The sequence below is a fragment of the Brevundimonas sp. GW821-FHT12C05 genome (assembly GCF_058807475.1).
Map to the genome: position 1 here is coordinate 1,730,910 of NZ_JBXAQS010000001.1, position 19,780 is coordinate 1,750,689.

The following is a 19,780-nucleotide window of genomic DNA, read 5'->3' on the forward strand; positions in this document are numbered from 1 at the left end:
CGTCCCGTCGCCCCGCGCGCGATATCGTATTTTACGGTCTGGCCGACTTTGAAAACGGAATTCGGCCGGGCGCTATCAACCCTGTCAATCCGCCAGCGGGCGGGTCAGGTCGAACTCGACGCGGAAGAAGCGCCCGCCCGGACGGCTCAGCTCATAGGCGAAGGTCTGGCCGGGATGCACCTCGACCGCCCAGACGTTGGTGGTCGAGACCTGGGCTCCGCCGGCCAGGAACTGGTCGATCGACTCCTGATCGACCGGGAACTGCTGCCGCCCGGCCGTGCCCGCCTCGGCGGTGTCGCCGCCGTACAGGTGATAGCCGTGGATCTCGCCCTGCGGATCGCGGTGGTCATGCTTCAGGCGCAGGCCCTCGCCGGTGCGGGTGATGACCCAGCGCCGCGAGCGGTCCTCGCCCACGGCGAAGGGGATGCCGACCTCGTCCGCGGCGCAGTCGCGCACATGCATGACCAGCCGCTTGCCCCGGAAGTCGGCGTCGGCGGCGTCGGTCGAGACCACCCGCCCCTCGAAGCGCTGGCCGCACAGGGCGTTCAGCCGGGCCAGGAAGGCGTCCTGGGGGTCCGCCGCCTCCTGCGCCAGGGCGGGAGCGGACAGGGACAGGGACAGGGCGGCCGCCGCGGCGGCGAGAAGAAGCGCTTTCATGCCCGCCACCGTGGCCTTTGAACGGCCGATGCTCAATGCGGCGTCGCGCCCGTTGACTTCCGGGCGCGCCTGAGTATGTTCCGCGCCTCTCATTTAGCGGCTTTCGCCGTCCGCAAAGGTAATTTCCGATGGCCAAGCCGGCTTCCATCAAGATCCGCCTGAACTCGACCGCCGACACCGGCTTCTTCTACGTCACCAAGAAGAACGCCCGTACGATGACCGAGAAGATGGTCGTCAAGAAGTACGACCCGGTCGTCAAGAAGCACGTCGAATTCAAGGAAGGCAAAATCAAGTAAGCACTTGATTTGCTAACGACTTTCGAAGCGCCCGGTCAGCGATGACCGGGCGTTTTTCGTTGTCCGCCCCTCATGCGCGGCGAGGCGTGCTAGGGTGCCCTATGAGCGATCCTGAAGACGGCCAGACCGACGCCCCGCCCGAGGGCGAGACCCCCGTCCAGCGCGCCCTGCGCCTGAAGAACGCCAGGATCGCGGCTCTGCCCAAACCCCCGCGTGGCGGCAAGTTCCAGCGTGAACAGGCCGCCCGCATCGCCACCGGCAAGTCCAAGCCCTGGATGAGCCGCTAGAGCGAAATCGATTGAGTTGGACGCAGTCCGACTCGGCTCGGATTTCGCTCCAGTTCGATGCTGGACCATCTTTTGGCTTCAGGTCGCCGTGACCTGAAGCCAGAATGGTCTAGGCCGGATGACCGCCCAGCAGGGAGCGAATGCTCTGCAGGGCCTTCACATCCCGTCCGTCCGCGCGACCGCCGAGGGAGACCTCGGGGATGATCACGTCCAGCATCGCCACGGCTTCGGCGAGCGTCTTGGGGACATGGTCGAGGATGACGCGCTCGAGACTCTCGACCGCCCTGTAGGCGGCCTCGTCCGCTGATACGCTGAGGTTGGAAAACTGCTCTATGGCTTGGGAGAAGGATGCCCGGCCCATTGTAGCGCCTTTCCGACGAAGCTCAGGCGGTGCAGGCCGGGTCGATGGACGGCGGTCCTGACGGCTGTTCGTCTATGGTGAAGCTGTCGCTATTCGCGATTTCTGTCCAGTATCAACGTGTTTCAGAAGTTACAGAACGACGGTCATCAGGCCGCCCTGGCGATCACCTGGTTGCGCCCGCGGGCCTTGGCCTCGTAGACGCCTTCGTCGGCGCGCTTGAGCAGGGCGTCGGGCGTGTCGGTCACGCCGTTGAACGCGGCCACGCCGACCGAGACCGTGATGGTCAGGCTCTCGGCCCCGCCCATGATCGGGAACGGCAGGGAGCCCACGTCGCGGCGGATGCGGTCGGCCACGCGGGTGGCGTCCTCCAGCGAGGCGCCGGGCATGACCACCACGAACTCCTCGCCGCCCAGACGGCATGGCAGGTCGATGGCGCGGACGTTGGTGGCCAGGCGCACCGCGAACTCGCGCAGCACCTCATCCCCGGCGTCGTGGCCGAAGCCGTCGTTGACCGCCTTGAAGTGGTCGATGTCCAGCACCAGCACGGCGACGGTGTCGCCTCCCTGCCCGGCCCGGCCGAGCAGGGCCTGCAGCTGGCCGGCCATGTAGCGGCGGTTGTGCAGCCCGGTGAGCGCGTCGGTGACCGCCATCTCGAGGCTGTAGTCCAGCTTCTGCTTCAGGAAGTCAGCGTAGCGCTTGCGCTTGATCTGGCTGCGCGCGCGGGCGTCCAGCTCCTCGGCGTCCACGGGGCGCGGCAGGATGTCGTTGACGCCCAGCTCCAGCGCCTTGATCAGCCGGGGCCGGTCGGCCGGATCGACCACCGCCAGGATGGGCACGCGCCGGGACGCCTCGTTCGAGCGCGCCTGGGCCACGAAGCGCAGGCCGTCGAACTCGGAAGCCGAGACGTTGACGATCATCAGGTCGACCGGACCGCGCGCGGCGATCAGGGCCGCCGCCGGATCGGGCTCGTGCACCGGGCGGTGCTCATCGGACAGCTGGGTCACGATCTTGCCGGCCTGCAGGGCGCTGTCGTCCACGACCAGGACGCGCCCGCCCGAGCCGCGCAAACGGCCCGCGCCGTCGGTGTCGACGCCGAAGCGGCGGCCGCTTTCCTCGCGCTCGCGCAGCTCGTCCATGACCGCCTTGAGCCGCACCAGCGACTTCACGCGCGCGAACAGGATGACGTCGTCGATGGGCTTGGTGATGAAGTCGTCGGCGCCGGCCTCGAGGCCACGGATCTTGTCCTCGCGCCCGTCCAGCGCCGTGACGAGCACGATCGGGATGTGGCGGGTGACCGGATCGGCCTTCAGCCGGCGGCAGGTCTCGAACCCGTCCATGCCGGGCATCATGACGTCCAGCAGAATGATGTCGGGTCGTTCGGCCGAAGCGATCTCGATGGCCGTATGGCCGTCCATCGCCGTCATGACCTCATAGTATTCGAGGGTCAGCTTGGCTTCGAGCAGGCGGACGTTCGGCTCGACGTCGTCCACGACAAGGATGCGCGCCGTCATGCCGCCCTACCCCAGGTGCTTCCGGACGACCTCGAGGAAATGCATCACCGAGATGGGCTTGGAGATATAGGCCTCGCAGCCGCCCTGACGGATCCGCTCCTCGTCGCCCTTCATGGCGAAGGCGGTCACGGCGACCACCGGGATATGGTTCAGCTCTTCGTCGTCCTTGAGCCATTTGGTGACCTCCAGCCCCGAGATCTCGGGCAGCTGGATGTCCATGAGGATCAGATCGGGACGATACTGGCGCGCCAGGGCGAGCGCCTGCAGCCCCTCGCGGGTCTGAAGGGTTTCGTAGCCCTGCGAGTCGAGCAGATCATGAAACAGCTTCATGTTCAGCTCGTTATCCTCGACGATGAGGACCTTCTTCGACATCACCACCCGGCCTGTTCACCCCTCTCAGACGCGATTGCGCGGGGGCTTGTGCTCTTCCGAGACAGTCTCACCACGGTTCTCTTAAGTTGACGTGAAGCGCCGGTTTTTCGCGTCCTGATACGAACGCTCTCCTCGCCCTTCGATTCGCGAAGGCGAATGGGCAGGTGAGCACGATGGCTTGCCGACGACGGCTCAGGCACAATCTCCCCTTCATGAAGTCCATCTGCCGCGACTGCCTCTGGACCAGCGACCGCAAGGCCGAGCGCTGCGGCGCGTGCGGGTCGCGGCGGGTCGTCGCGCATGACGAGCTGGACGGCCTGACCATCGCCCACCTGGACTGCGACGCCTTCTACGCCTCGGTGGAGAAGCGCGACCGGCCCGAACTGCGCGACGTGCCGGTCATCGTCGGCGGCGGCAAGCGGGGCGTGGTCTCGACCTGCTGCTATATCGCCCGGATGTACGGCGTGCATTCGGCCATGCCGATGTTCAAGGCGCTGAAGGCCTGCCCCGAGGCCGTGGTGCTGAAGCCCGACTTCCGCAAATACGTGCCCGAGAGCGAACGCATCTTCGGCCTGGTCCGCGAGCTGACCCCGCTGGTGCAGACCCTGTCGCTGGACGAGGCGTGGATCGACCTGGCCGGCACCGAACGGCTGAACGGCGGACCGCCCGCCTTCCAGCTGGTCCGCCTGCAGAAACGGATCGAGGACGAGATCGGCCTCAGCGTCTCCATCGGCCTGGCCCCCAACCGCTTCCTGGCCAAGATCGCGTCGGAGTTGGACAAGCCGCGCGGCTTCTCGGTCATCGGGGCGGAATCGAAGGCCCTGCTGGCCGCCAAGTCAGTGCGCATCCTGCCGGGCGTGGGGCCGGTGTTCGGCAAGACCCTGCAGAGCGACGGCTACGCCACCGTCGGCGACCTGGCCGCCGCCGAGGTGCGGGACCTGGTCAAACGCTACGGCGAGACCGGCCTGCGCCTGCACGACCTGGCCCACGGCCGCGACGCCCGCGCCGTCCGGCCCGAGCACGACCGCAAGGGGATGAGCGCCGAGACGACCTTCAACGACGATCTGACCTCGGCCCAGGACCTGGAGAACGAACTCTGGCCCCTGTGCGAGAAGCTGGCCTCCAAGGCGCGCCGCGACGGCGTGGCCAGCCGGGTCATCGTACTGAAGCTGCGCCGGACCGACTTCAAGATCGTGACGCGGCGGACCAGCCTGCCCGAGCCGGTGCAGACGGCGCGCGCCCTGTTCGCCGCCGGACGTGACCTGCTGGCCCCCGAACTGGGCCTGCCCTACCGGCTGATCGGCATCGGCATGGGCGAGGTGGTCGACGCCGTCGACGCTCCCGCCGCCTTGTTCGAGAGCACCGAAGCCCGGACGTTGAAGACCGAAAAGGCCATCGATGCGTTGCGCGACAAGTTCGGGAAGAGCGCCGTCGTGGCCGGACGGGCGTTGAAGGGCTGACGCCGCCCTTCCCTCAGGCTAAACCGCCCCCAAATCCCCTTCTGGAGAGTCCCATGACCGTCGCCGCCCGTCTCGCCGAACTCGGCATCAACCTGCCGGAACCCGCCAAGGCGGTCGCCAACTATGTGCCCTACGTCCAGACCGGAAACCTGCTCCACATCTCGGGCCAGCTGTCGAACGACGCCGCGGGCGGGCTGAAGGGCACCGTCGGCGCCGACGTGTCTCAGGATGACGCGGTCAAGGGCGCGCGCATGTGCGGCGTCAACCTGCTGGCCCAGATCTCAGCCGCGCTGGACGGCGATCTGGAGCGCGTCGTGCGCGTGGTGAAGCTGGGCGGCTTCGTCCAGGTCGCCGGCGATTTCGAAGCCATTCCGGCCGTGATCAACGGCTGCTCGGACCTGATGGTCGAGGTGTTCGGCGACAAGGGCCGCCACGCCCGTTCGGCCGTCGGCGTCTACAAACTGCCCCTCGGCTTCGCGGTTGAAGTCGACGCCATTGTCGAGGTGCGGTGAGTTTCACCATTCGCGTCAACGATCGGGTCGCCGAGATCGGCCGGGAGGCGTGGGACGCCTGCGCGGCCCCGTCCGGCGACCCGTTCGTCAGCTTTGACTTCCTGGACGCCTGCGAGGCCTCCGGCAGCGCGGTTCCCCGCGAGGGCTGGGCGGGGCGTCACCTGACGCTGGAGGACGAGGACGGTCGCGTGATCGGCGTCATGCCCCTCTGGCTCAAGGGGCACAGCCAGGGCGAATACGTCTTCGACCACAGCTGGGCCGACGCCTATGAGCGCGCCGGCGGCCGCTACTATCCCAAGCTGCTGGGCGCCGTGCCCTTCACCCCGGTGACCGGCCCCCGCTTCCTGGCCCATCCGGACGCCGACGCCGCGACGGTGCGGCAGGCCCTGATCCAGGGCGCGATGACCCTGACGCAGCGGCTGGGCGCCTCGTCCCTGCATGTGAACTTCCCGACCCGCGAGGACTGGGACGCGATGGGGCAGGCCGGGCTGCTGAAGCGGCAGGACATCCAGTATGTCTGGCGCAACGGCGGCTACCGGACCTTCGACGACTTCCTGTCGGCCCTGTCGTCCAGCCGCCGCAAGACGGTGCGCCGCGAGCGCCGCGAGGCCCAGGCCGGGCTGGATATCCGCGTGCTGACCGGGGCGGAGATCACGGAGGCGCACTGGGACGCCTTCTTCGACTTCTATCAGGACACCGGCGAGCGGAAGTGGGGACGACCCTATCTGACGCGCGACTTCTTCAGCCGACTGGGCGCGACGATGGCCGACCGGATCGCGCTGGTGATCGCCTTCCGGGACGGCGTGGCGATCGCCGGGGCGCTGAACCTGATCGGCCGCGACGCCCTGTATGGACGCCAGTGGGGCGCGCTGGAGGAGGTCCCCTTCCTCCATTTCGAGCTCTGCTACTATCAGGCGATCGACTTCGCCATCGCCCGCGGCCTGTCGCGGGTCGAGGCGGGGGCGCAGGGCGACCACAAGATCGCGCGCGGCTACCTGCCCTCGCCCGTCTATTCGGCCCACTTCATCGCCGACCCGGCCCTGCGCGGGCCGGTGGCCGACTACCTGGAGCGCGAGCGCCCGGCGATGGAGGCCGAGATGCACGCCATGACGGAAGAACTGTCGCCCTTCCGCCGGGACCTGGGCTGAGGAGCGCCGGAATGAAGTACACCAACGGTCAGATCGCCATTGTCGTCCTCGGGTTGGCGAGCGGCGCGGCGCTGGTGTTCTTCGCCTTCAGGGCGACGGTCATCGAAAGCAACGGCGCGTTCTTCCTCACGCCGACCGACTGGCTGACGCTGGGCATGGCGGCTGCATGGCTCGGAATCGGCGGCTATCTCCTGCGAAGATTTCGACGCCGCCGATAAGACCGGGGATGCTGGCCGTCAGTCGGCGCGGCGAGCGTCCGGGCCGCCGATGAACCAGCCGGCGATCCAGCTGACGATGCCTGTGACGATGGCCGCGCCGATGCCCGCCATCACGCCGTTGACCGCGAAACCGCCCAGCAGATAGGCGACCAGACCGATCACCGCCGCGTTCACCACCAGCAGGAACAGGCCGAAGGTGACGATGGTCAGCGGGAAGGTCAGCACCGTCAGGATCGGCCGCACGATGGCGTTGGCGATCCCCAGCAGGATGGCGGCCAGGATCAGCGAGCCGCTGTCGCTGAACGACACCCCCGGCACGATCCGCGCGGCCAGCCACAGGGCCAGGCAGGTGACGAGGAACTGGACGATGAAACGCAGCATGGCCGATCTCCAATAGGAACCTTGACCATAACACCTGAACGCCGTTGGGGCTCCCCTGCCCGCGCACAGATTGCTAGCGTGGGCGCCGAGAGCCGGAGCCCGACATGACCCTTCACGCGCCCTACGACCCCGACAACATCTTCGCCAGGATCCTGAAGGGCCAGATTCCGTCGGTGAAGGTGTGGGAGGACGACGACGTCCTGGTCTTCATGGACGTCTTCCCGCAGTCGGAAGGCCATGTGCTGGTGGTGTCCAAGACCTCGACCGCCCGCACCCTGCTGGAGATCGAGCCGGAGGCGCTGGCCAAGGTCATGGAGGCCACCCGGCGCACCGCCCGCGCGGTCGAGAAGGCGCTGAAGCCCGAGGGCTTCCAGATCATGCAGTTCAACGGCGAGGCCGGGGGCCAGACCGTCTTCCACCTGCATTTCCACATCGTGCCGCGCTGGGCCGACCGCCCGATGAAGGGCCACGGCCACGCGCCGATGGCCGACACCGAGGCGCTACGCGCCCTGGCGGACCGCATCGCCGCCGAGCTGGAGTGAACGCCGTTCATTGACGGTGGACCGCGCGGGCGTAGCCTCACCGGCTGGCGGACTCATCCGCCGCCTTGGGAGGGGCATCCAATGAGCAAGCTGAACTGGCCGGGCATCCTGGTGGCGACCGTCGTCGCCTTCTTCATCGGCTTCCTGTGGTACGGCGTGATCTTCGAGGCCCAGTGGAAGGCATGGACCGGCGTCACCGGCGAGGGCGGCGATCCGGTGTGGATGCTGGCCGGCCTGGTCCAGACCTTCATCACCATGACCGGCCTGGGCTGGTTCATCGCCCGCGAGGGGTCGGCGGGCTGGAAGGGCGGACTGAAGATCAGCCTGGTCGCCTGCGTCTGCTTCGCGCTGATGACCTCGGCCTACAACTTCATCTACCAGACCTCGGACATCCGCCTGATCCACATCGACTGGAGCCACCTGCTGGTCATCTACGCGCTGGGCGGAGCGATCATCGGCGGGCTGAAGATCGGCAAGAAGGCCTAGAGCGGCCCACGGAAGATGAACCACGCCCCGGCGATGATCAGGGCGAAACCGACGGCGTGGTTCATCGTCAGCTTCTCGCCCAGGAAGGTCACCGAGAAGACGGCGAAGACGATCAGGGTGATGACCTCCTGCATCGTCTTCAGCTCGGCCGCCGAATAGACCTGATGCCCGATGCGATTGGCGGGGACGGCCAGGCAGTATTCGAAGAAGGCTATGCCCCAGCTGACGATCACCACGATCCACAGCGGCTTGGACCCGAACTTCAGGTGGCCGTACCAGGCCAGCGTCATGAAGACGTTGGAGGCGACCAGCATCAGAACCGGCGCGATGTGAGGAAAGGATATCGGCACGTATCGACCCCGCTTGCGTCCCGCCTCATGCGCCAGCATAAGGACCGCCCGTCAAGCGGGACGCCGGCTTAGCTCAGTTGGTAGAGCGCCAGTTTTGTAAACTGGATGTCGCGGGTTCGATTCCTGCAGCCGGCACCACCGCCCCGAGAAACCCGCACATCGTTCGCGCCTAGCGTATCCTATCCGCACCACCTGCGTGACCAACTGGTGTCATTGCGGGATTCATAGACCCGTGTTCTCTGGGCCGCGAGCGGAAGGGAATACGATGACGGATATCAAGTTCACGGACTCTGCGATCCTGGCCGAGGGTGCCCTCGGCGTGAACGAGCCGGACCCGCAGCGTCCCCTCCACGTCACCGGCAACGAGATCCATTCGGGCGGCGCCGGAGGCGGATTCTCGTTCTCCAACCGCGAAAGCGCGTTCGTGAACATGCCGCCCGCGGGCGAACGATGGGTCTGGTACGCATCGGGCGGGACCGCCCGGCTCTGGTCAGGAAGCGACAAGTTCAGCGTCTCGCAGAACGGCGAGGTATCGGCCTTCGTGACCAGCAACATCCGGCCCCTGACCATTCTGGGGGCCAACTTCCTGGGCCGGACGGCGTCAGTCCGAATGCTGGCCCAGGACCTGATGCTGACCTTCATGAAGCAGGATCCGACCACCAAGCATTTCAGCGCCGTCCATCCCGACGACAAGAACCCCAGCAGCAATTTCGCCCTGTCCCACATGGAAGGCGACACCTTGGTCGTGAACCGGGGCGGCGGCTATGTCGGCGGCGTCGTCATCGAAGGCGAGGTGCGCGTCCCGAACAGGCTGGTGGTGGAGAATCGCGACGTCGGCAAGGAACTGGCCATGCTGCGCGCCGAACTCGACGAGCTGAAAGCCAAGATCAACTAGGGGGTCGCAGTGGAAAACAGCGTCAGGACGGCCCTCAGATTCCCGGTCGGGGCCACGGGAAGCGTCCAGCAGAAATTCGCGGCGGCGAAGATGACCGCCTCCCCGAAATCGCTGCGGGAGCTGATGAACCTGGTCAGCCCGGAGAGCCGCACCTTCACCGCGCACCTCACGGCCGGCGATGTGACGGTCGACACCCGGCTGACCCTGGCGAGCAACGGCGAGTTCTTCTGGAATGTCGCCAGTTCGGACAGCGGCACCTTCTTCGGCGACAACTATACCGTCGCCGTGGCCCTGTCGGGCGTCTCGCCGGACGGTCAGGTCTTCGCCCTGGCCGAAAGCGGAGAGGTCGAGAACAAGAAGAAGGCCGGCTGGACGCGGACCGGCCACTCGGCCTGGATCAAGGAGAACTGGGCCCTGGTTCAGGGATCGTCGATGCGCACCCACCTGAAGGCGAGCGCGGACGTGGAGGTGCTCGACGTTCTGTCGCTGGCCCTCACCGCGCTCGGCATCGCCGCGATCGGCGTGGCCGCCTACCTTCTGGGCCCCGGCGACTGCAAATGGGTCGTCAACGACGAGGGCAAGCACGCCTGCCGCACCGAGTTCTAGCCGCCGCCCAGCGCCACCGACAGGTGATAGGTCACGAAGGCGGCCAGGTAGGCCAGGCCGAACATGTAGACGACCATCACCCACATCCATTTCCACGAGTTCAGCTCGCGCTTGACCACGCCCAGCGTCGCCACGCACTGCGGGGCGAAGATGTACCAGGCCAGGAAGGCCAGGCCCGTGGCCAGCGACCAGTGCGACGCCAGGGTCGCGCCCAGCAGGCTGGTCGCGCTCTCGGGATCGGCGACGGCGTAGACGGTGCCCAGGGCCGCCACCGCGACCTCGCGCGCCGCCATGCCCGGGATCAGGGCGATGACCATCTGCCAGTTGAAGCCGATGGGGGCGAAGATGGGCTCCAGCGCCCGGCCGATCATGCCGGCGAAGGAGTAGTCGATGGCCGGCTGGGTCGCGCCCTCGGGCGGATAGGGGAAGGTCGCCAGCGCCCAGACGATGACCATCAGCGGCAGGATGATCCGCCCGGCCCGCTCCAGGAAGATGCGGGCGCGGAGCCACAGGTTGAAGGCCACGCTCTTGGGGTCGGGCAGCTTGTAGGCGGGCAGCTCCATCATGAAGGGCTCGACCGCGCCCCTCCAGAAGATCTTGCGGATGACGAAGGAGACGATCAGGGCGCTGACGATGCCGGCGGCGTAGAGGCCGAACATGACCAGCCCCTGCAGGCTGAGCAGGCCCCACACCTTCTCGTTGGGGATGAAGGCGCCGATGATCAGGACATAGACGGGGATGCGCGCCGAACAGGTCATCAGCGGCGCGACCATGATGGTGGTCAGCCGGTCGCGCTTGGAATCGATCACCCGCGCCGCCATCACGCCCGGAATGGCGCAGGCGAAGCTGGAGAGCAGCGGAATGAAGGCCCGGCCGTGCAGCCCCGCCCCGCCCATGACGCGGTCCATCAGGAAGGCGGCCCGGGCCATGTAGCCGAAGTCCTCCAGCAGGAGGATGAAGAGGAACAGGATCAGGATCTGCGGCAGGAAGACCAGCACCCCGCCGACGCCCGCGATCAGGCCGTCGACGATCAGGCTCTGCCAGATGCCGTCGGGCATGACGGTGGCGATCCAGGCGCCGAAGCCGCCCAGGACGCCCTCGATGCCGTCCATCAGCGGCGTCGCCCAGGTGAAGACCGCCTGGAACATGACGAACAGCAGGGCGACCAGGATCAGCAGGCCCGCGACCGGATGCAGCAGCACGCCGTCGATCTTGCCGGTCAGGGTGTCCGGCCGCTCGGGCGGCTTGACGCAGGCCTTCATGATGCGCTCGGCCTCGCGGGCCTTGCCGCGCAGGGCCTCAGCGTCGGGCGAGATCCACTGGCTGTCGGCCGCGGCCGACAGGGTCCCGGCGGCGGCGTCGACGGCGGCGATCAGTTCGGCGATGCCCCGCCGGCGCGTGGCCGTGGTCGGGATGACCGGCACGCCCAGTTCGGCCTGCAGCGTCTCCAGATCGATGCGCAGGCCCTGACGCTGGGCGATGTCGTACATGTTGAGCGCCAGCACCATCGGCCGCCCGACGGCCTTCAGCTCCAGCACCAGACGCAGGACCAGGCGCAGGTTGGTGGCGTCGGCGACGGCCACGATCACGTCCGGCGGAACCTCTCCGGCCAGCTTGCCGAGGACGGCGTCGCGGGTGACCTCCTCGTCCGGGCTGCGGGCGCGCAGGGAATAGGTGCCCGGCAGGTCGAGCACGGTCAGGGCGCGGCCCTCGCCGGTGCGGATATGGCCTTCCTTCCGCTCGACGGTGACGCCGGCGTAGTTGGCGACCTTCTGGTGGGCGCCGGTCAGGGCGTTGAACAGGGCGGTCTTGCCGCTGTTCGGATTGCCGACCAGGGCGACGCGGGGCGTGCGAACCTGCATGTCCATCAGACGGTCGCCCCGTCGAGACGGATCGTCAGGCTGGCGGCCTCGTGCCGGCGCAGGGCGACGCGCATGTCGTCGACCTTCATGGCGATGGGATCACGGCCGAACAGGCCCTCGTGCAGCAGTTCCACGCGCGCGCCCTCGACGAAGCCCAGCTCGATCAGGCGGCGCTCCAGTTCGACGGCGTCGCCCTTGTGGTGGCAGTGCTCGCCGACCTGAACGATGACGCCGCGGGCGCCCTTTCGGGCCTCGCTCAGTTTGAGGGTGTCAGACATGGAACTCGTGGAAACGCCGGCGCGAAAAAGGCGCGCCCTTCCTGACAGTGATTATCAGGAGCGACACCTCAGCGTCCACCCCGGCCAAGCGTCGCAGGGCGGTTGTCCGGGCCGGTGTTTGAGCTATCACTGCTCCCGGATTCCGGAGCCCCGCCATGACCCGTCTCGCCCTTGTCGCCACCGCCCTGCTGGGCCTGTCCGCCTGTAGCGACGGCGGGTCCGGATCGGCCGCGCCCGCCACGCCCCCGAAACCGGAATTGACCCCGGCGCAGAAGGCCGTGCTGCTGGCCGCCCTGCCCGCGCCCTACAATCAGGGGGACCTGGACAATGGCCGTCGCGTCTTCGCGCGCTGCCGCTCGTGCCACACGGTGACCGAGGGCGGGCCGAACATGACCGGGCCAAACCTGTACGGCGTGTTCGGGCGTCAGGCCGGGACCGCGACCAAGTACAACTATTCGAACGCGGTGAAGACCGCCGGCTTCGTCTGGGACGCGGAGAAGCTGGATCACTGGCTGGAGAACCCGCGCACCTTCCTGCAGGGCACGAAGATGACCTTCGCCGGCCTGCCGGATGCGACCGACCGCCGCGACGTCATCGCCTGGCTGAAGGTCGAGACCGGGTACGTTCCGCCCGCCGCGCCCGAGGCGGCGGCGCCCGCCCCAGCGCAATGACGCGGATCGCGGTCCTTTCGGACATCCACGGCAACCTCGCCGCGCTGGAGGCGGTGCTGGCCGATATCGAGGGCCGGGGCGCGGACCGGATCGTCAACCTGGGCGACATCTGCTCGGGCGCCCTGTTCCCGCGTGAGACCGCCGACCGGCTGATGGCGCTGGACCTGCCCACCATTCGCGGCAACCACGAACGGCAGGTGTTGACCCTGCCCCGTGAGCGCATGGGCCTGTCCGACCGGCACGCGGCCGATACGATGCGGCCCGACCAGATCGCCTGGTTCGAAAGTCTGCCCGTAGACCTGCGACTCTCACCCGAGGTGCTGATGGTTCACGGCACGCCGCGCAGCGACGTCGAATACTGGCTGGAGACGGTCGGGGCGACCGGACTGCGCCCGGCGACCGAGCCGGAAATCCGCGAGCGCGCGGACGGCGTGGACGCCGCCGTGGTCCTGTGCGGCCATACCCACATCCCACGCGTCGTACAGATCGAGGGCGGCCCGCTGGTGGTCAATCCAGGCAGCGTGGGCCTGCCCGCCTATGACGACGACCGGCCCTTCCCGCATGTGGTCGAGACCGGCTCGCCCCACGCCCGCTACGCCATCGTCGAACAACGCGACGGCCAATGGTCGGCCGAGCTGTTGAGCGTGACCTACGACTGGGACGAAGCCGCCCGCGTCGCCCGCTCCAATGGTCGGGAAGACTGGGCCCGTGCGCTGGGCACGGGCCGGGTCTGAACCCTACTCCGCCGCCGCCGGGACGGTGTCGTTGGCGGTGGTTTCCTGGGCTTCCCACTCCTCGATCTTGCGGGCGGTGTAGTCCGGCGACTTGGTGAAGCGCGCCAGCACGCCGTAGATCACGGGCACCACGAACAGGGTCAGCAGGGTCGCGAACATCGCTCCGGCGAAGATGACCACGCCGATGGTCTGGCGGCTGCCCGCCCCCGCCCCGTGCCACAGAACCAGCGGCAGGGCGCCGAAGGCGGTGGCGATCGAGGTCATGATGATCGGGCGCAGGCGCAGGGTCGACGACTCGATGATGGCGTCGCGGATCGAGCGGCCCTGGTCGCGCAACTGGTTGGCGAACTCGACGATCAGGATGCCGTTCTTCGCCGCCACCCCGATCAGGATGATCAGGCCGATCTGGCTGTAGATGTTCAGGCTGGAGCCCGCCATCACCAGGCCGAACAGCCCGCCGGCGGCCGCCAGGGGCACCGTCAGCATGATCACTGCGGGGGTGATCCAGCTCTCGAACTGGGCCGCCAGCACCAGGAAGACCAGCAGCAGGGCCAGGCCGAAGGCCCAGGCGACGGCGCCGCCCGCCTCCTGCTGGTCGCGCGCCGCCCCGCCCCACTGGGTGGTGACCACGCCCTGCGGCTGCTGGGCGGCGGTCTGGGTCAGGAAGGCGGTGGCGTCGGCGATGGTGTAGCCGGGGTTCAGGTCCGCGCTGAGGGTGATGGCGCGCTGGCGGTCCAGACGGCGACGATCAGGCGTGTCGCCCGAGGTCTGGGTCGTGACCACCGCCGACAGCGGCACCAGCTGGCCGGCGCCCGTGTTGACGTAGAGGGCCTCCAGGTCGCTGACGTTGCGCCGGTTGTCGCGCTCGGTCTGCAGGATGACATCGTACTCCTGCCCGCCCTTCAGATAGGTGGTGGCGCGGCGGGACCCGAACATGGTCTCCAGCGTCCGGCCGATGGACTGGGCCGAAACGCCCAGGGCCGCGGCCTTCTCGGGGTCCACGTCGACCAGCAGACGCGGCGCGTTCGGCTCATAGTTCAGGCGCGGGCGCGAGAAGCCGGGGTTCTCCAGCGAGGCCGCCAGCATGGGCTGCAGCCAGTTGTAGATGTCGCCGTACTCCGCCCCCGTGACGATCATCTCGACCGAGTTGGAGTTGCCGCCGCCGCGCTGGAAGGCGCCGGGCACCGAGGCGTTGACCTGGGCGTCCGTCTGGCCGCGCAGCTTGCCGTTCAGTTCCTGGGCGATCTCGTCGGCCGAGCGGTGGCGAAGCGACCAGTCGGCCAAGATCAGACTGCCGTTGCCGGAGTTGTAGCTGCCGCCGCCGAAGCCGGGCGCCGAAACCAGATAGCTGTCCGCCTCGCCGCTGGCCTTGTACTCGGCCAGGATGGGCTCCAGGCCCAGGACGATCCGGCGGGTGTAGTCGAAGCCGGCCCCCTCGGGCCCCTGGACGCGGATCTGCACCCGCCCCCGGTCTTCCGGCGGCACCAGTTCGTCCGGAAGGGTTAGGAACATGACCGTCGCGCCGGCCCCGACCAGCACGATCAGGCCGATCACGCCCACGACCGCGATCCGGGTGCCCAGCAGGGCGCGCAGGGAGGCGCCATAGGACTCGCGCAGCTTGTCCATGGCCCAGTCGACGCGCTTGGCGACGAAGCCGCCGCTGTGCGCCGGACGCAGGATCTTGGACGCCAGCATGGGCGACAGGCTGAGCGCCAGGAAGGCCGAGAAGGCCACGGCCGCGGCGATGGCCGCCGCCAGCTCGACGAACAGGCGGCCGACATAGCCGGGCAGGAACAGCAGCGGCGCGAACACCGCCAGCAGCACCACGGTCGTGGCGACGACGGCGAAGAACACCTGGCGGGCGCCGCGCTCGGCGGCGACCAGCGGCGGCTCGCCGTGGTCGATGCGGCGCTGGATGTTCTCGGTCACCACGATGGCGTCATCGACGACCAGACCGATGGCCAGCACGAGCGCCAGCAGGGTCAGCAGGTTCAGCGAGAAGCCCAGCGGGGCCAGGACGATGAAGGTCGCCAAGAGGCAGATGGGCGCCACGATCGACGGGATCAGGGCGGCCCGGAACGTGCCCAGGAAGATGAAGTTGACCAGGGCCACCAGCGCCATGGAGATGCCGATGGTGATCCACACCTCGTCGATGGCGTGGCTGGTGAAGACTGAGTTGTCGGACCCGACGACCAGCTCCGTACCCGGCGGCAGGCTGGGGCGGATCTCCTCGATCATCTTGTGCACGCCGTCGGAGATGGCCAGGTCGTTGGACTGGGCCTGACGGGTGACGGCCAGGCCGATCTGGTCGACGCCGTTGCCGCGGAACAGGCGGCGGTCCTCGGCGGGGGCTTCCACGACGCGGGCGATGTCGCCCAGGCGGGTGACGTAGGCCGCCTGGCCCTGGATCGCGCCGGTGGCGCCGCTGGGCAAGGCGCCGGTGTTGGAGGCCAGACCGCTGGTGTTGTTCGAGGCCGCGGCGTTGGACGCCGAGCCGCGCGTGCCGATGGGCAGCTGGCGGAAGTCCTCGGCGCGGGCGTAGGTGCGCGCCACGCGGACGGTGTAGTCCTTCTGGCCGGATTCCAGCGAACCGGCGGGCAGTTCGACGTTCTGGGCCGTCAGGGCGGTCTCGACGTCGGTGACGGTTAGGCCGCGCGCGGCCAGGGCGGCGGCGTCCAGCCAGATGCGCATGGCGTAGCGCTGCTCGCCGTAGATCTGGACCTGGGCGGCGCCCGGCACGGTGGCCAGCCGGTCGATCAGATAGCGGTCGGCATAGTCCGTCAGCTCCAGCCGGTTCAAGCTGGTGGAGCGCAGGAACAGGATGATGATCGGCTGGCTGTCCGAGTCGGCCTTGGCCACCTCGGGCGGATCGGCCTGGTCCGGCAGGCGGCCGACCACGCGTGAGACGCGGTCGCGCACATCGTTGGCGGCGTCGTCGATGTTGCGGTCCAGCGAGAATTCGATGTTCACGCTCGAGCGGCCGTCGCGGCTGGACGAAGTGATGCGCTCGACGCCCTGGATGCCGGCGATCTGCTGCTCGATGGGCTCGGTGATCCGGCTTTCGATGACCTCGGCGGAGGCCCCGGCGTAGCTGGTGTTGACCGAGACGATCGGCGGATCGACGTCCGGCAGTTCGCGCACGGGCAGGAAGAAGAAGGCCGCGGCGCCGATCACGCACAGCACGATCGCCGCCACCGCCGCCATGACGGGGCGGCGGACGGAAACGTCGGAGAGCATCATCGGGCGGCGCCCTGGGTTGCGCCCTGGGCCGGAGCGGCGGCGCGGCCGCCCTGGCCGCCTTGCCTGCCGCCGCCACCGCCGACGCGCACCGGCGCGTTGGGCTGGATGCGGTTCAGGCCGGAGCCGACCACGCGGTCGCCGTTGGTCAGGCCGGACAGGATCTCGACGAAGCCGCCCTCAACCGCGCCGGTCTCGACCACGACCCGCTGGGCCGTGGAGCCGCGCTCGCCGTTGGCGATGCGATAGACGAAGGCGCCGTCGCCCTCATACTGGACCGCGGCCTCGGGCACGGCGATGCCCTGGCGCAGGCCCTGCTGGACGGCGACGCGGACGGCCATGCCGGGCCGGATGCGGGCGCCGGGGTTGGGGATTTCGGCGCGGGCGGTGACCGAGCGGGTCGCCTCGTTCACGCGCGTATCGATCAGGGCGATGCGGCCGCTGAAGACCTCGTCGCCATAGGCGTCGATGGTGGCGGTGATCGGCGTGCCCGCCCGCAGGACGGCCAGGTAACGCTCGGGGATGGGGAAGTCGACGCGGACCACGTCGATGTCGTCCAGGGTCGCGATGACGGCGCCCGGATTGACCAGGGTGCCGGGGGTGACGGTGCTGAGGCCCAGCACGCCCGCGAACGGCGCGCGGATGGTGCGGTCGCCGGCGCGGGCCTCGGACGCGGCCAGGGAGGCGCGGGCCGATTCCAGTTCGGTCTCATACTGTTCGACCATGGCCGCCGAGGCGAAGCCGCGCTCGTTCAGGGTCTTGTAGCGCTCGTACATGGTCTCGGCGCGGGCGACCTGGGCGCGGTTGTCGGCGATGTTGGCGTCTTCCTCGCGGGCCTGCAGCTGGACCAGGGGCGTGCCGGCGGCGACGCGCTGGCCGTCCGTGAACATCACGCGGGTGATCAGTTCGCTGGTCGAGGAGGTGATGTTGACCGAACGCCGGCCGCGGGCGACGCCGAGGACACGGATCCGGTCGCTGAACTCGCGCGGCGCGGCGACGGCTTCCGACACGGCCTGGCCGCGTCCGCCGCCGGGTCCGCCTCGGCCCCCGCCCGGTCCGCCGGCCTTCTCGTCGTCAGCGAAGGCCATGCGCAGCACGACGGCGCCGACCATCAGGGCCAGGAGGATCGCCGCGGCGACGAGGAAGAAGTGACGCTTGACCACGCGGCGGGCGCTCCGGGACTTTGGGGACGTGCCGACTTAGCGGCTCTCGCCGTCGACGCAACTTAAGTTCATGTAACGGGCGGTGTTCTGCATTCCGTCGCGGTCAGAAACGACGCCAGAGACCGATGACCGGACCGCCCGAACGCGGCGTCTCCCGCCCCGCCACGGCCTCGCGCCAACCGGCCTGGACGCTCCAGGATCCGAAGCGCCGGACCACGGAGGTTTCGACCGACAGCCAGCGTGGCCCGCCGTCGTCCGCCTGTCCGCCGTAGGCCTGGTTGAGCAGCATCCATTCGTCGCCGAAATGCAGGCCCAGCGCGGCGTCGACACGGGTCTCGTCCGGCAGGCCGCCGCGCATCCGCCGCGCCGCCTCCAGCGTCACGAAGCCGCCAGAGGCCCCGCGGGACATCCACCCTGCCCGACCGAACGACCGCCCGGCGGAGGCCCGGACCTCCCAGTCCTGCCCGCCCACGCCAGGTGGGGCATAGCCGGCGTTGCGCCCCTCCCCGCCGTCGGCCACGCCGCCGTACAGGGCCACCGCCGTGTGGTCGTCGCGCCAGACCTGCCAGTTGAGGCCGATCTCCAGCGGCCCGCGGCCCTCGTAGTCGACGAAGGCGTCCTCGCCCGACTGCCAGTCGCCCTTGAAGCGAACGGTCAGGCGCGGCGTCAGGCCGTACTCGGCGAAGACCGAGACCACGGTGTCGCGGCGATCGGCGGGCAGATCGGCGAGATGGCCGTCGGGGTCGAACCCTTCGCTGGCCCGCATGCCTTCGAATTTGACGATCACCTGCCCTTCGCCCCTGGGCAGGGTCCAGGGACCGGCCGTGGCCGGGGCGGCGGCCGCCAGGGCCGCCAGCGTCAGCAGCAGCCCCCCGGCCGGCCTCACACGTCGTAGCCGGGCGACTTCCTGTCGAGCATACGCAACGCGCCCGGCCAGGCGAGGGCCGAAATGAAACCGATCCCCTTGCCCTGCTCCCGCGTCTCGGCCTGGGCCGCGTCGGGGGCGAAAAGGACGTGTTCCCGCCCGCCGGACAGGGCCGCGATCTGCTGGGCGCAGGCGCGCTCGAGGAAGAACATGCCGATCCAGGCCGCCGCCGCCGTCGGGCCGACCGCCAGGGTGCCGTGATTGCGCAGCAGCATCAGCGGCTTGTCGCCGAGGTCCGCCACCAGCCGCTCGCGCTCCTCATGGTTCAGCGCCAGCCCTTCATAGCCGTGATAGGCGACCTGATGCTGCAGCAGGCAGGCGTTCTGGCCGATCGGCAACAGGCCCTCCTGCTGCGCGGCCACGCCGACGCCCGCGACGGTGTGCAGGTGGATGACGAAATGCGCGTCCTCCCGGGCCCCGTGGATGGCCGAATGGATGGTGAAGCCCGCCGGATTGATGAAGTTCTCGGTCTCCTGAACGATGTTCCCGTCCAGATCGACCTTCACCAGGGACGAGGCCGTCATCTCCTCGAAATACCAGCCGTACGGATTGATCAGGAAATGATGCTCAGGTCCCGGCACGCGGGCCGAGATGTGGGTGAAGATCATGTCGTCCCACCCGTGCAGGGCCACGAGGCGATACAGGGCCGCCAGTTCGACGCGGGTGTTCCACTCCGCCTCGGACACCCGGGACTTCATGGAAGTCATTGCACCGTCAGCCATGGCCGTCTTCCTCACCGTGTTCTTATGGCCGGCACGCTCGCCCCGGGGCGCGGCCGCGTCAAGATTCAGGTTCCGTTAACCGCGTCTTAGTGTCGAAGCGTTACGG

General features: G+C 68.7%; 24 protein-coding genes and 1 tRNA gene. 13 read left to right on the top strand and 12 right to left on the bottom strand.

From position 1 onward, the window contains the following. Positions 1-84 precede the first annotated feature (84 nt). A complete protein-coding gene (locus AC1RRF_RS08275) occupies positions 85-657 on the bottom strand; it encodes a hypothetical protein (protein ID WP_492833947.1) in 573 nt (190 codons plus the stop codon). Positions 658-785: 128 nt separating this feature from the next. Between AC1RRF_RS08275 and rpmG the strand changes: the two genes are divergently transcribed. Together rpmG and AC1RRF_RS08285 are read left to right on the top strand one after the other, a co-directional pair. After that, entirely contained in the window at positions 786-953 is a 168-nt protein-coding gene (gene rpmG / locus AC1RRF_RS08280) for a 50S ribosomal protein L33 (RefSeq protein ID WP_029417689.1), read from the top strand. A gap of 101 nt (positions 954-1,054) precedes the next feature. Then, positions 1,055-1,240 carry a hypothetical protein gene (locus tag AC1RRF_RS08285; RefSeq protein ID WP_492833948.1) on the top strand — a complete coding sequence of 62 codons (186 nt, stop codon included), beginning with the start codon at positions 1,055-1,057 and terminating at the stop codon, positions 1,238-1,240. A gap of 109 nt (positions 1,241-1,349) precedes the next feature. Here AC1RRF_RS08285 and AC1RRF_RS08290 read toward each other — a convergent pair whose 3' ends face one another. From AC1RRF_RS08290 to AC1RRF_RS08300, 3 genes are all read right to left on the bottom strand, one after another. Beyond that, positions 1,350-1,601, bottom strand: a complete 252-nt coding sequence (locus AC1RRF_RS08290) for a hypothetical protein (RefSeq protein ID WP_492833949.1) — start codon at positions 1,599-1,601, stop codon at positions 1,350-1,352. Between the two features lie 146 nt (positions 1,602-1,747). After that, positions 1,748-3,112: a PleD family two-component system response regulator gene (locus AC1RRF_RS08295; protein WP_492833950.1), complete on the bottom strand. Its 1,365-nt coding sequence runs from the start codon at positions 3,110-3,112 to the stop codon at positions 1,748-1,750. 6 nt (positions 3,113-3,118) lie between these two features. Beyond that, a complete protein-coding gene (locus tag AC1RRF_RS08300; protein ID WP_291838517.1) occupies positions 3,119-3,484 on the bottom strand; it encodes a response regulator in 366 nt (121 codons plus the stop codon). A 212-nt stretch (positions 3,485-3,696) separates the two neighbouring features. Between AC1RRF_RS08300 and AC1RRF_RS08305 the strand changes: the two genes are divergently transcribed. Genes AC1RRF_RS08305 through AC1RRF_RS08320 form a run of 4 tightly spaced genes read left to right on the top strand, consistent with a single transcriptional unit; the run spans position 3,697 to position 6,822 of the window. Next, a complete protein-coding gene (locus tag AC1RRF_RS08305; protein ID WP_492833951.1) occupies positions 3,697-4,944 on the top strand; it encodes a DNA polymerase IV in 1,248 nt (415 codons plus the stop codon). A gap of 53 nt (positions 4,945-4,997) precedes the next feature. Continuing rightward, positions 4,998-5,456, top strand: a complete 459-nt coding sequence (locus AC1RRF_RS08310; RefSeq protein ID WP_291838523.1) for a RidA family protein — start codon at positions 4,998-5,000, stop codon at positions 5,454-5,456. Further along, a complete protein-coding gene (locus AC1RRF_RS08315) occupies positions 5,453-6,604 on the top strand; it encodes a GNAT family N-acetyltransferase (protein ID WP_492833952.1) in 1,152 nt (383 codons plus the stop codon). The genes AC1RRF_RS08310 and AC1RRF_RS08315 overlap by 4 nt, the downstream gene beginning before the upstream one ends. Positions 6,605-6,615: 11 nt before the next feature. Then, a complete protein-coding gene (locus AC1RRF_RS08320; RefSeq protein ID WP_492833953.1) occupies positions 6,616-6,822 on the top strand; it encodes a CcmD family protein in 207 nt (68 codons plus the stop codon). Between the two features lie 18 nt (positions 6,823-6,840). Here the strand turns inward: AC1RRF_RS08320 and AC1RRF_RS08325 are convergent, their stop codons facing one another. Further along, entirely contained in the window at positions 6,841-7,203 is a 363-nt protein-coding gene (locus AC1RRF_RS08325; protein ID WP_492833954.1) for a phage holin family protein, read from the bottom strand. Between the two features lie 104 nt (positions 7,204-7,307). On the opposite strand from AC1RRF_RS08325, the gene AC1RRF_RS08330 reads away from it, so the two are divergent. Continuing rightward, positions 7,308-7,745 (top strand): HIT family protein, encoded by a 438-nt coding sequence (locus tag AC1RRF_RS08330; RefSeq protein WP_492833955.1) that lies wholly within the window; start codon positions 7,308-7,310, stop codon positions 7,743-7,745. An 81-nt stretch (positions 7,746-7,826) separates the two neighbouring features. Beyond that, positions 7,827-8,231 carry a DUF1761 domain-containing protein gene (locus AC1RRF_RS08335; RefSeq protein WP_492833956.1) on the top strand — a complete coding sequence of 135 codons (405 nt, stop codon included), beginning with the start codon at positions 7,827-7,829 and terminating at the stop codon, positions 8,229-8,231. Here the strand turns inward: AC1RRF_RS08335 and AC1RRF_RS08340 are convergent. After that, the gene (locus AC1RRF_RS08340) at positions 8,228-8,581 is read right to left on the bottom strand and encodes a DMT family protein (protein ID WP_291840059.1); all 354 of its coding nucleotides are present in this window, start codon (positions 8,579-8,581) and stop codon (positions 8,228-8,230) included. The two genes, AC1RRF_RS08335 and AC1RRF_RS08340, sit on opposite strands and share 4 nt — an antisense overlap. Positions 8,582-8,643: 62 nt before the next feature. Between AC1RRF_RS08340 and AC1RRF_RS08345 the strand changes: the two genes are divergently transcribed. From AC1RRF_RS08345 to AC1RRF_RS08355, 3 genes are all read left to right on the top strand, one after another. Continuing rightward, a tRNA-Thr gene (locus tag AC1RRF_RS08345) sits at positions 8,644-8,719 on the top strand. A gap of 127 nt (positions 8,720-8,846) precedes the next feature. Beyond that, positions 8,847-9,476, top strand: a complete 630-nt coding sequence (locus tag AC1RRF_RS08350) for a hypothetical protein (protein ID WP_492833957.1) — start codon at positions 8,847-8,849, stop codon at positions 9,474-9,476. 90 nt (positions 9,477-9,566) lie between these two features. Continuing rightward, the gene (locus AC1RRF_RS08355; RefSeq protein WP_492833958.1) at positions 9,567-10,082 is read left to right on the top strand and encodes a hypothetical protein; all 516 of its coding nucleotides are present in this window, start codon (positions 9,567-9,569) and stop codon (positions 10,080-10,082) included. On the opposite strand, the gene feoB is transcribed toward AC1RRF_RS08355, so the two are convergent. Further along, entirely contained in the window at positions 10,079-11,950 is a 1,872-nt protein-coding gene (feoB, locus tag AC1RRF_RS08360) for a ferrous iron transporter B (RefSeq protein ID WP_492833959.1), read from the bottom strand. The genes AC1RRF_RS08355 and feoB overlap by 4 nt on opposite strands. Continuing rightward, a complete protein-coding gene (locus AC1RRF_RS08365) occupies positions 11,950-12,222 on the bottom strand; it encodes a FeoA family protein (protein ID WP_492833960.1) in 273 nt (90 codons plus the stop codon). Before AC1RRF_RS08365 ends, feoB begins: the two co-directional genes overlap by 1 nt. 155 nt (positions 12,223-12,377) lie before the next feature. Here AC1RRF_RS08365 and AC1RRF_RS08370 point away from each other — a divergent pair, with 155 nt between their 5' ends. Both AC1RRF_RS08370 and AC1RRF_RS08375 read left to right on the top strand, forming a co-directional pair. Further along, positions 12,378-12,893, top strand: a complete 516-nt coding sequence (locus AC1RRF_RS08370; protein WP_492833961.1) for a c-type cytochrome — start codon at positions 12,378-12,380, stop codon at positions 12,891-12,893. Next, positions 12,890-13,627 carry a metallophosphoesterase family protein gene (locus AC1RRF_RS08375; protein WP_492833962.1) on the top strand — a complete coding sequence of 246 codons (738 nt, stop codon included), beginning with the start codon at positions 12,890-12,892 and terminating at the stop codon, positions 13,625-13,627. The genes AC1RRF_RS08370 and AC1RRF_RS08375 overlap by 4 nt, the downstream gene beginning before the upstream one ends. Positions 13,628-13,630: 3 nt before the next feature. Here the strand turns inward: AC1RRF_RS08375 and AC1RRF_RS08380 are convergent, their stop codons facing one another. From AC1RRF_RS08380 to AC1RRF_RS08395, 4 genes are all read right to left on the bottom strand, one after another. Further along, positions 13,631-16,864, bottom strand: a complete 3,234-nt coding sequence (locus AC1RRF_RS08380; RefSeq protein WP_492834156.1) for an efflux RND transporter permease subunit — start codon at positions 16,862-16,864, stop codon at positions 13,631-13,633. Then, positions 16,864-18,027 (bottom strand): efflux RND transporter periplasmic adaptor subunit, encoded by a 1,164-nt coding sequence (locus AC1RRF_RS08385; RefSeq protein WP_492833963.1) that lies wholly within the window; start codon positions 18,025-18,027, stop codon positions 16,864-16,866. The genes AC1RRF_RS08380 and AC1RRF_RS08385 overlap by 1 nt, the downstream gene beginning before the upstream one ends. A 103-nt stretch (positions 18,028-18,130) precedes the next feature. Then, positions 18,131-18,913: a hypothetical protein gene (locus AC1RRF_RS08390; RefSeq protein WP_492833964.1), complete on the bottom strand. Its 783-nt coding sequence runs from the start codon at positions 18,911-18,913 to the stop codon at positions 18,131-18,133. Continuing rightward, positions 18,910-19,674, bottom strand: coding sequence for a class II aldolase/adducin family protein (locus AC1RRF_RS08395; protein ID WP_492833965.1), 765 nt, complete (start codon positions 19,672-19,674; stop codon positions 18,910-18,912). The genes AC1RRF_RS08390 and AC1RRF_RS08395 overlap by 4 nt, the downstream gene beginning before the upstream one ends. Positions 19,675-19,780: the final 106 nt, after the last annotated feature.

Coding starts and splice junctions, on each gene's coding strand:
- AC1RRF_RS08320 (WP_492833953.1), top strand. CDS start 6,616: ATGAAGTACACCAACGGTCAGATCGCCATTGTCGTCCTCGGGTTGGCG.
- AC1RRF_RS08295 (WP_492833950.1), bottom strand. CDS start 3,112: ATGACGGCGCGCATCCTTGTCGTGGACGACGTCGAGCCGAACGTCCGC.
- AC1RRF_RS08325 (WP_492833954.1), bottom strand. CDS start 7,203: ATGCTGCGTTTCATCGTCCAGTTCCTCGTCACCTGCCTGGCCCTGTGG.
- AC1RRF_RS08395 (WP_492833965.1), bottom strand. CDS start 19,674: ATGGCTGACGGTGCAATGACTTCCATGAAGTCCCGGGTGTCCGAGGCG.
- AC1RRF_RS08365 (WP_492833960.1), bottom strand. CDS start 12,222: ATGTCTGACACCCTCAAACTGAGCGAGGCCCGAAAGGGCGCCCGCGGC.
- AC1RRF_RS08380 (WP_492834156.1), bottom strand. CDS start 16,864: ATGCTCTCCGACGTTTCCGTCCGCCGCCCCGTCATGGCGGCGGTGGCG.
- AC1RRF_RS08370 (WP_492833961.1), top strand. CDS start 12,378: ATGACCCGTCTCGCCCTTGTCGCCACCGCCCTGCTGGGCCTGTCCGCC.
- AC1RRF_RS08375 (WP_492833962.1), top strand. CDS start 12,890: ATGACGCGGATCGCGGTCCTTTCGGACATCCACGGCAACCTCGCCGCG.
- AC1RRF_RS08330 (WP_492833955.1), top strand. CDS start 7,308: ATGACCCTTCACGCGCCCTACGACCCCGACAACATCTTCGCCAGGATC.
- AC1RRF_RS08275 (WP_492833947.1), bottom strand. CDS start 657: ATGAAAGCGCTTCTTCTCGCCGCCGCGGCGGCCGCCCTGTCCCTGTCC.
- AC1RRF_RS08290 (WP_492833949.1), bottom strand. CDS start 1,601: ATGGGCCGGGCATCCTTCTCCCAAGCCATAGAGCAGTTTTCCAACCTC.
- AC1RRF_RS08335 (WP_492833956.1), top strand. CDS start 7,827: ATGAGCAAGCTGAACTGGCCGGGCATCCTGGTGGCGACCGTCGTCGCC.
- feoB (WP_492833959.1), bottom strand. CDS start 11,950: ATGGACATGCAGGTTCGCACGCCCCGCGTCGCCCTGGTCGGCAATCCG.
- AC1RRF_RS08300 (WP_291838517.1), bottom strand. CDS start 3,484: ATGTCGAAGAAGGTCCTCATCGTCGAGGATAACGAGCTGAACATGAAG.
- AC1RRF_RS08355 (WP_492833958.1), top strand. CDS start 9,567: ATGACCGCCTCCCCGAAATCGCTGCGGGAGCTGATGAACCTGGTCAGC.
- AC1RRF_RS08305 (WP_492833951.1), top strand. CDS start 3,697: ATGAAGTCCATCTGCCGCGACTGCCTCTGGACCAGCGACCGCAAGGCC.
- AC1RRF_RS08285 (WP_492833948.1), top strand. CDS start 1,055: ATGAGCGATCCTGAAGACGGCCAGACCGACGCCCCGCCCGAGGGCGAG.
- AC1RRF_RS08350 (WP_492833957.1), top strand. CDS start 8,847: ATGACGGATATCAAGTTCACGGACTCTGCGATCCTGGCCGAGGGTGCC.
- AC1RRF_RS08310 (WP_291838523.1), top strand. CDS start 4,998: ATGACCGTCGCCGCCCGTCTCGCCGAACTCGGCATCAACCTGCCGGAA.
- rpmG (WP_029417689.1), top strand. CDS start 786: ATGGCCAAGCCGGCTTCCATCAAGATCCGCCTGAACTCGACCGCCGAC.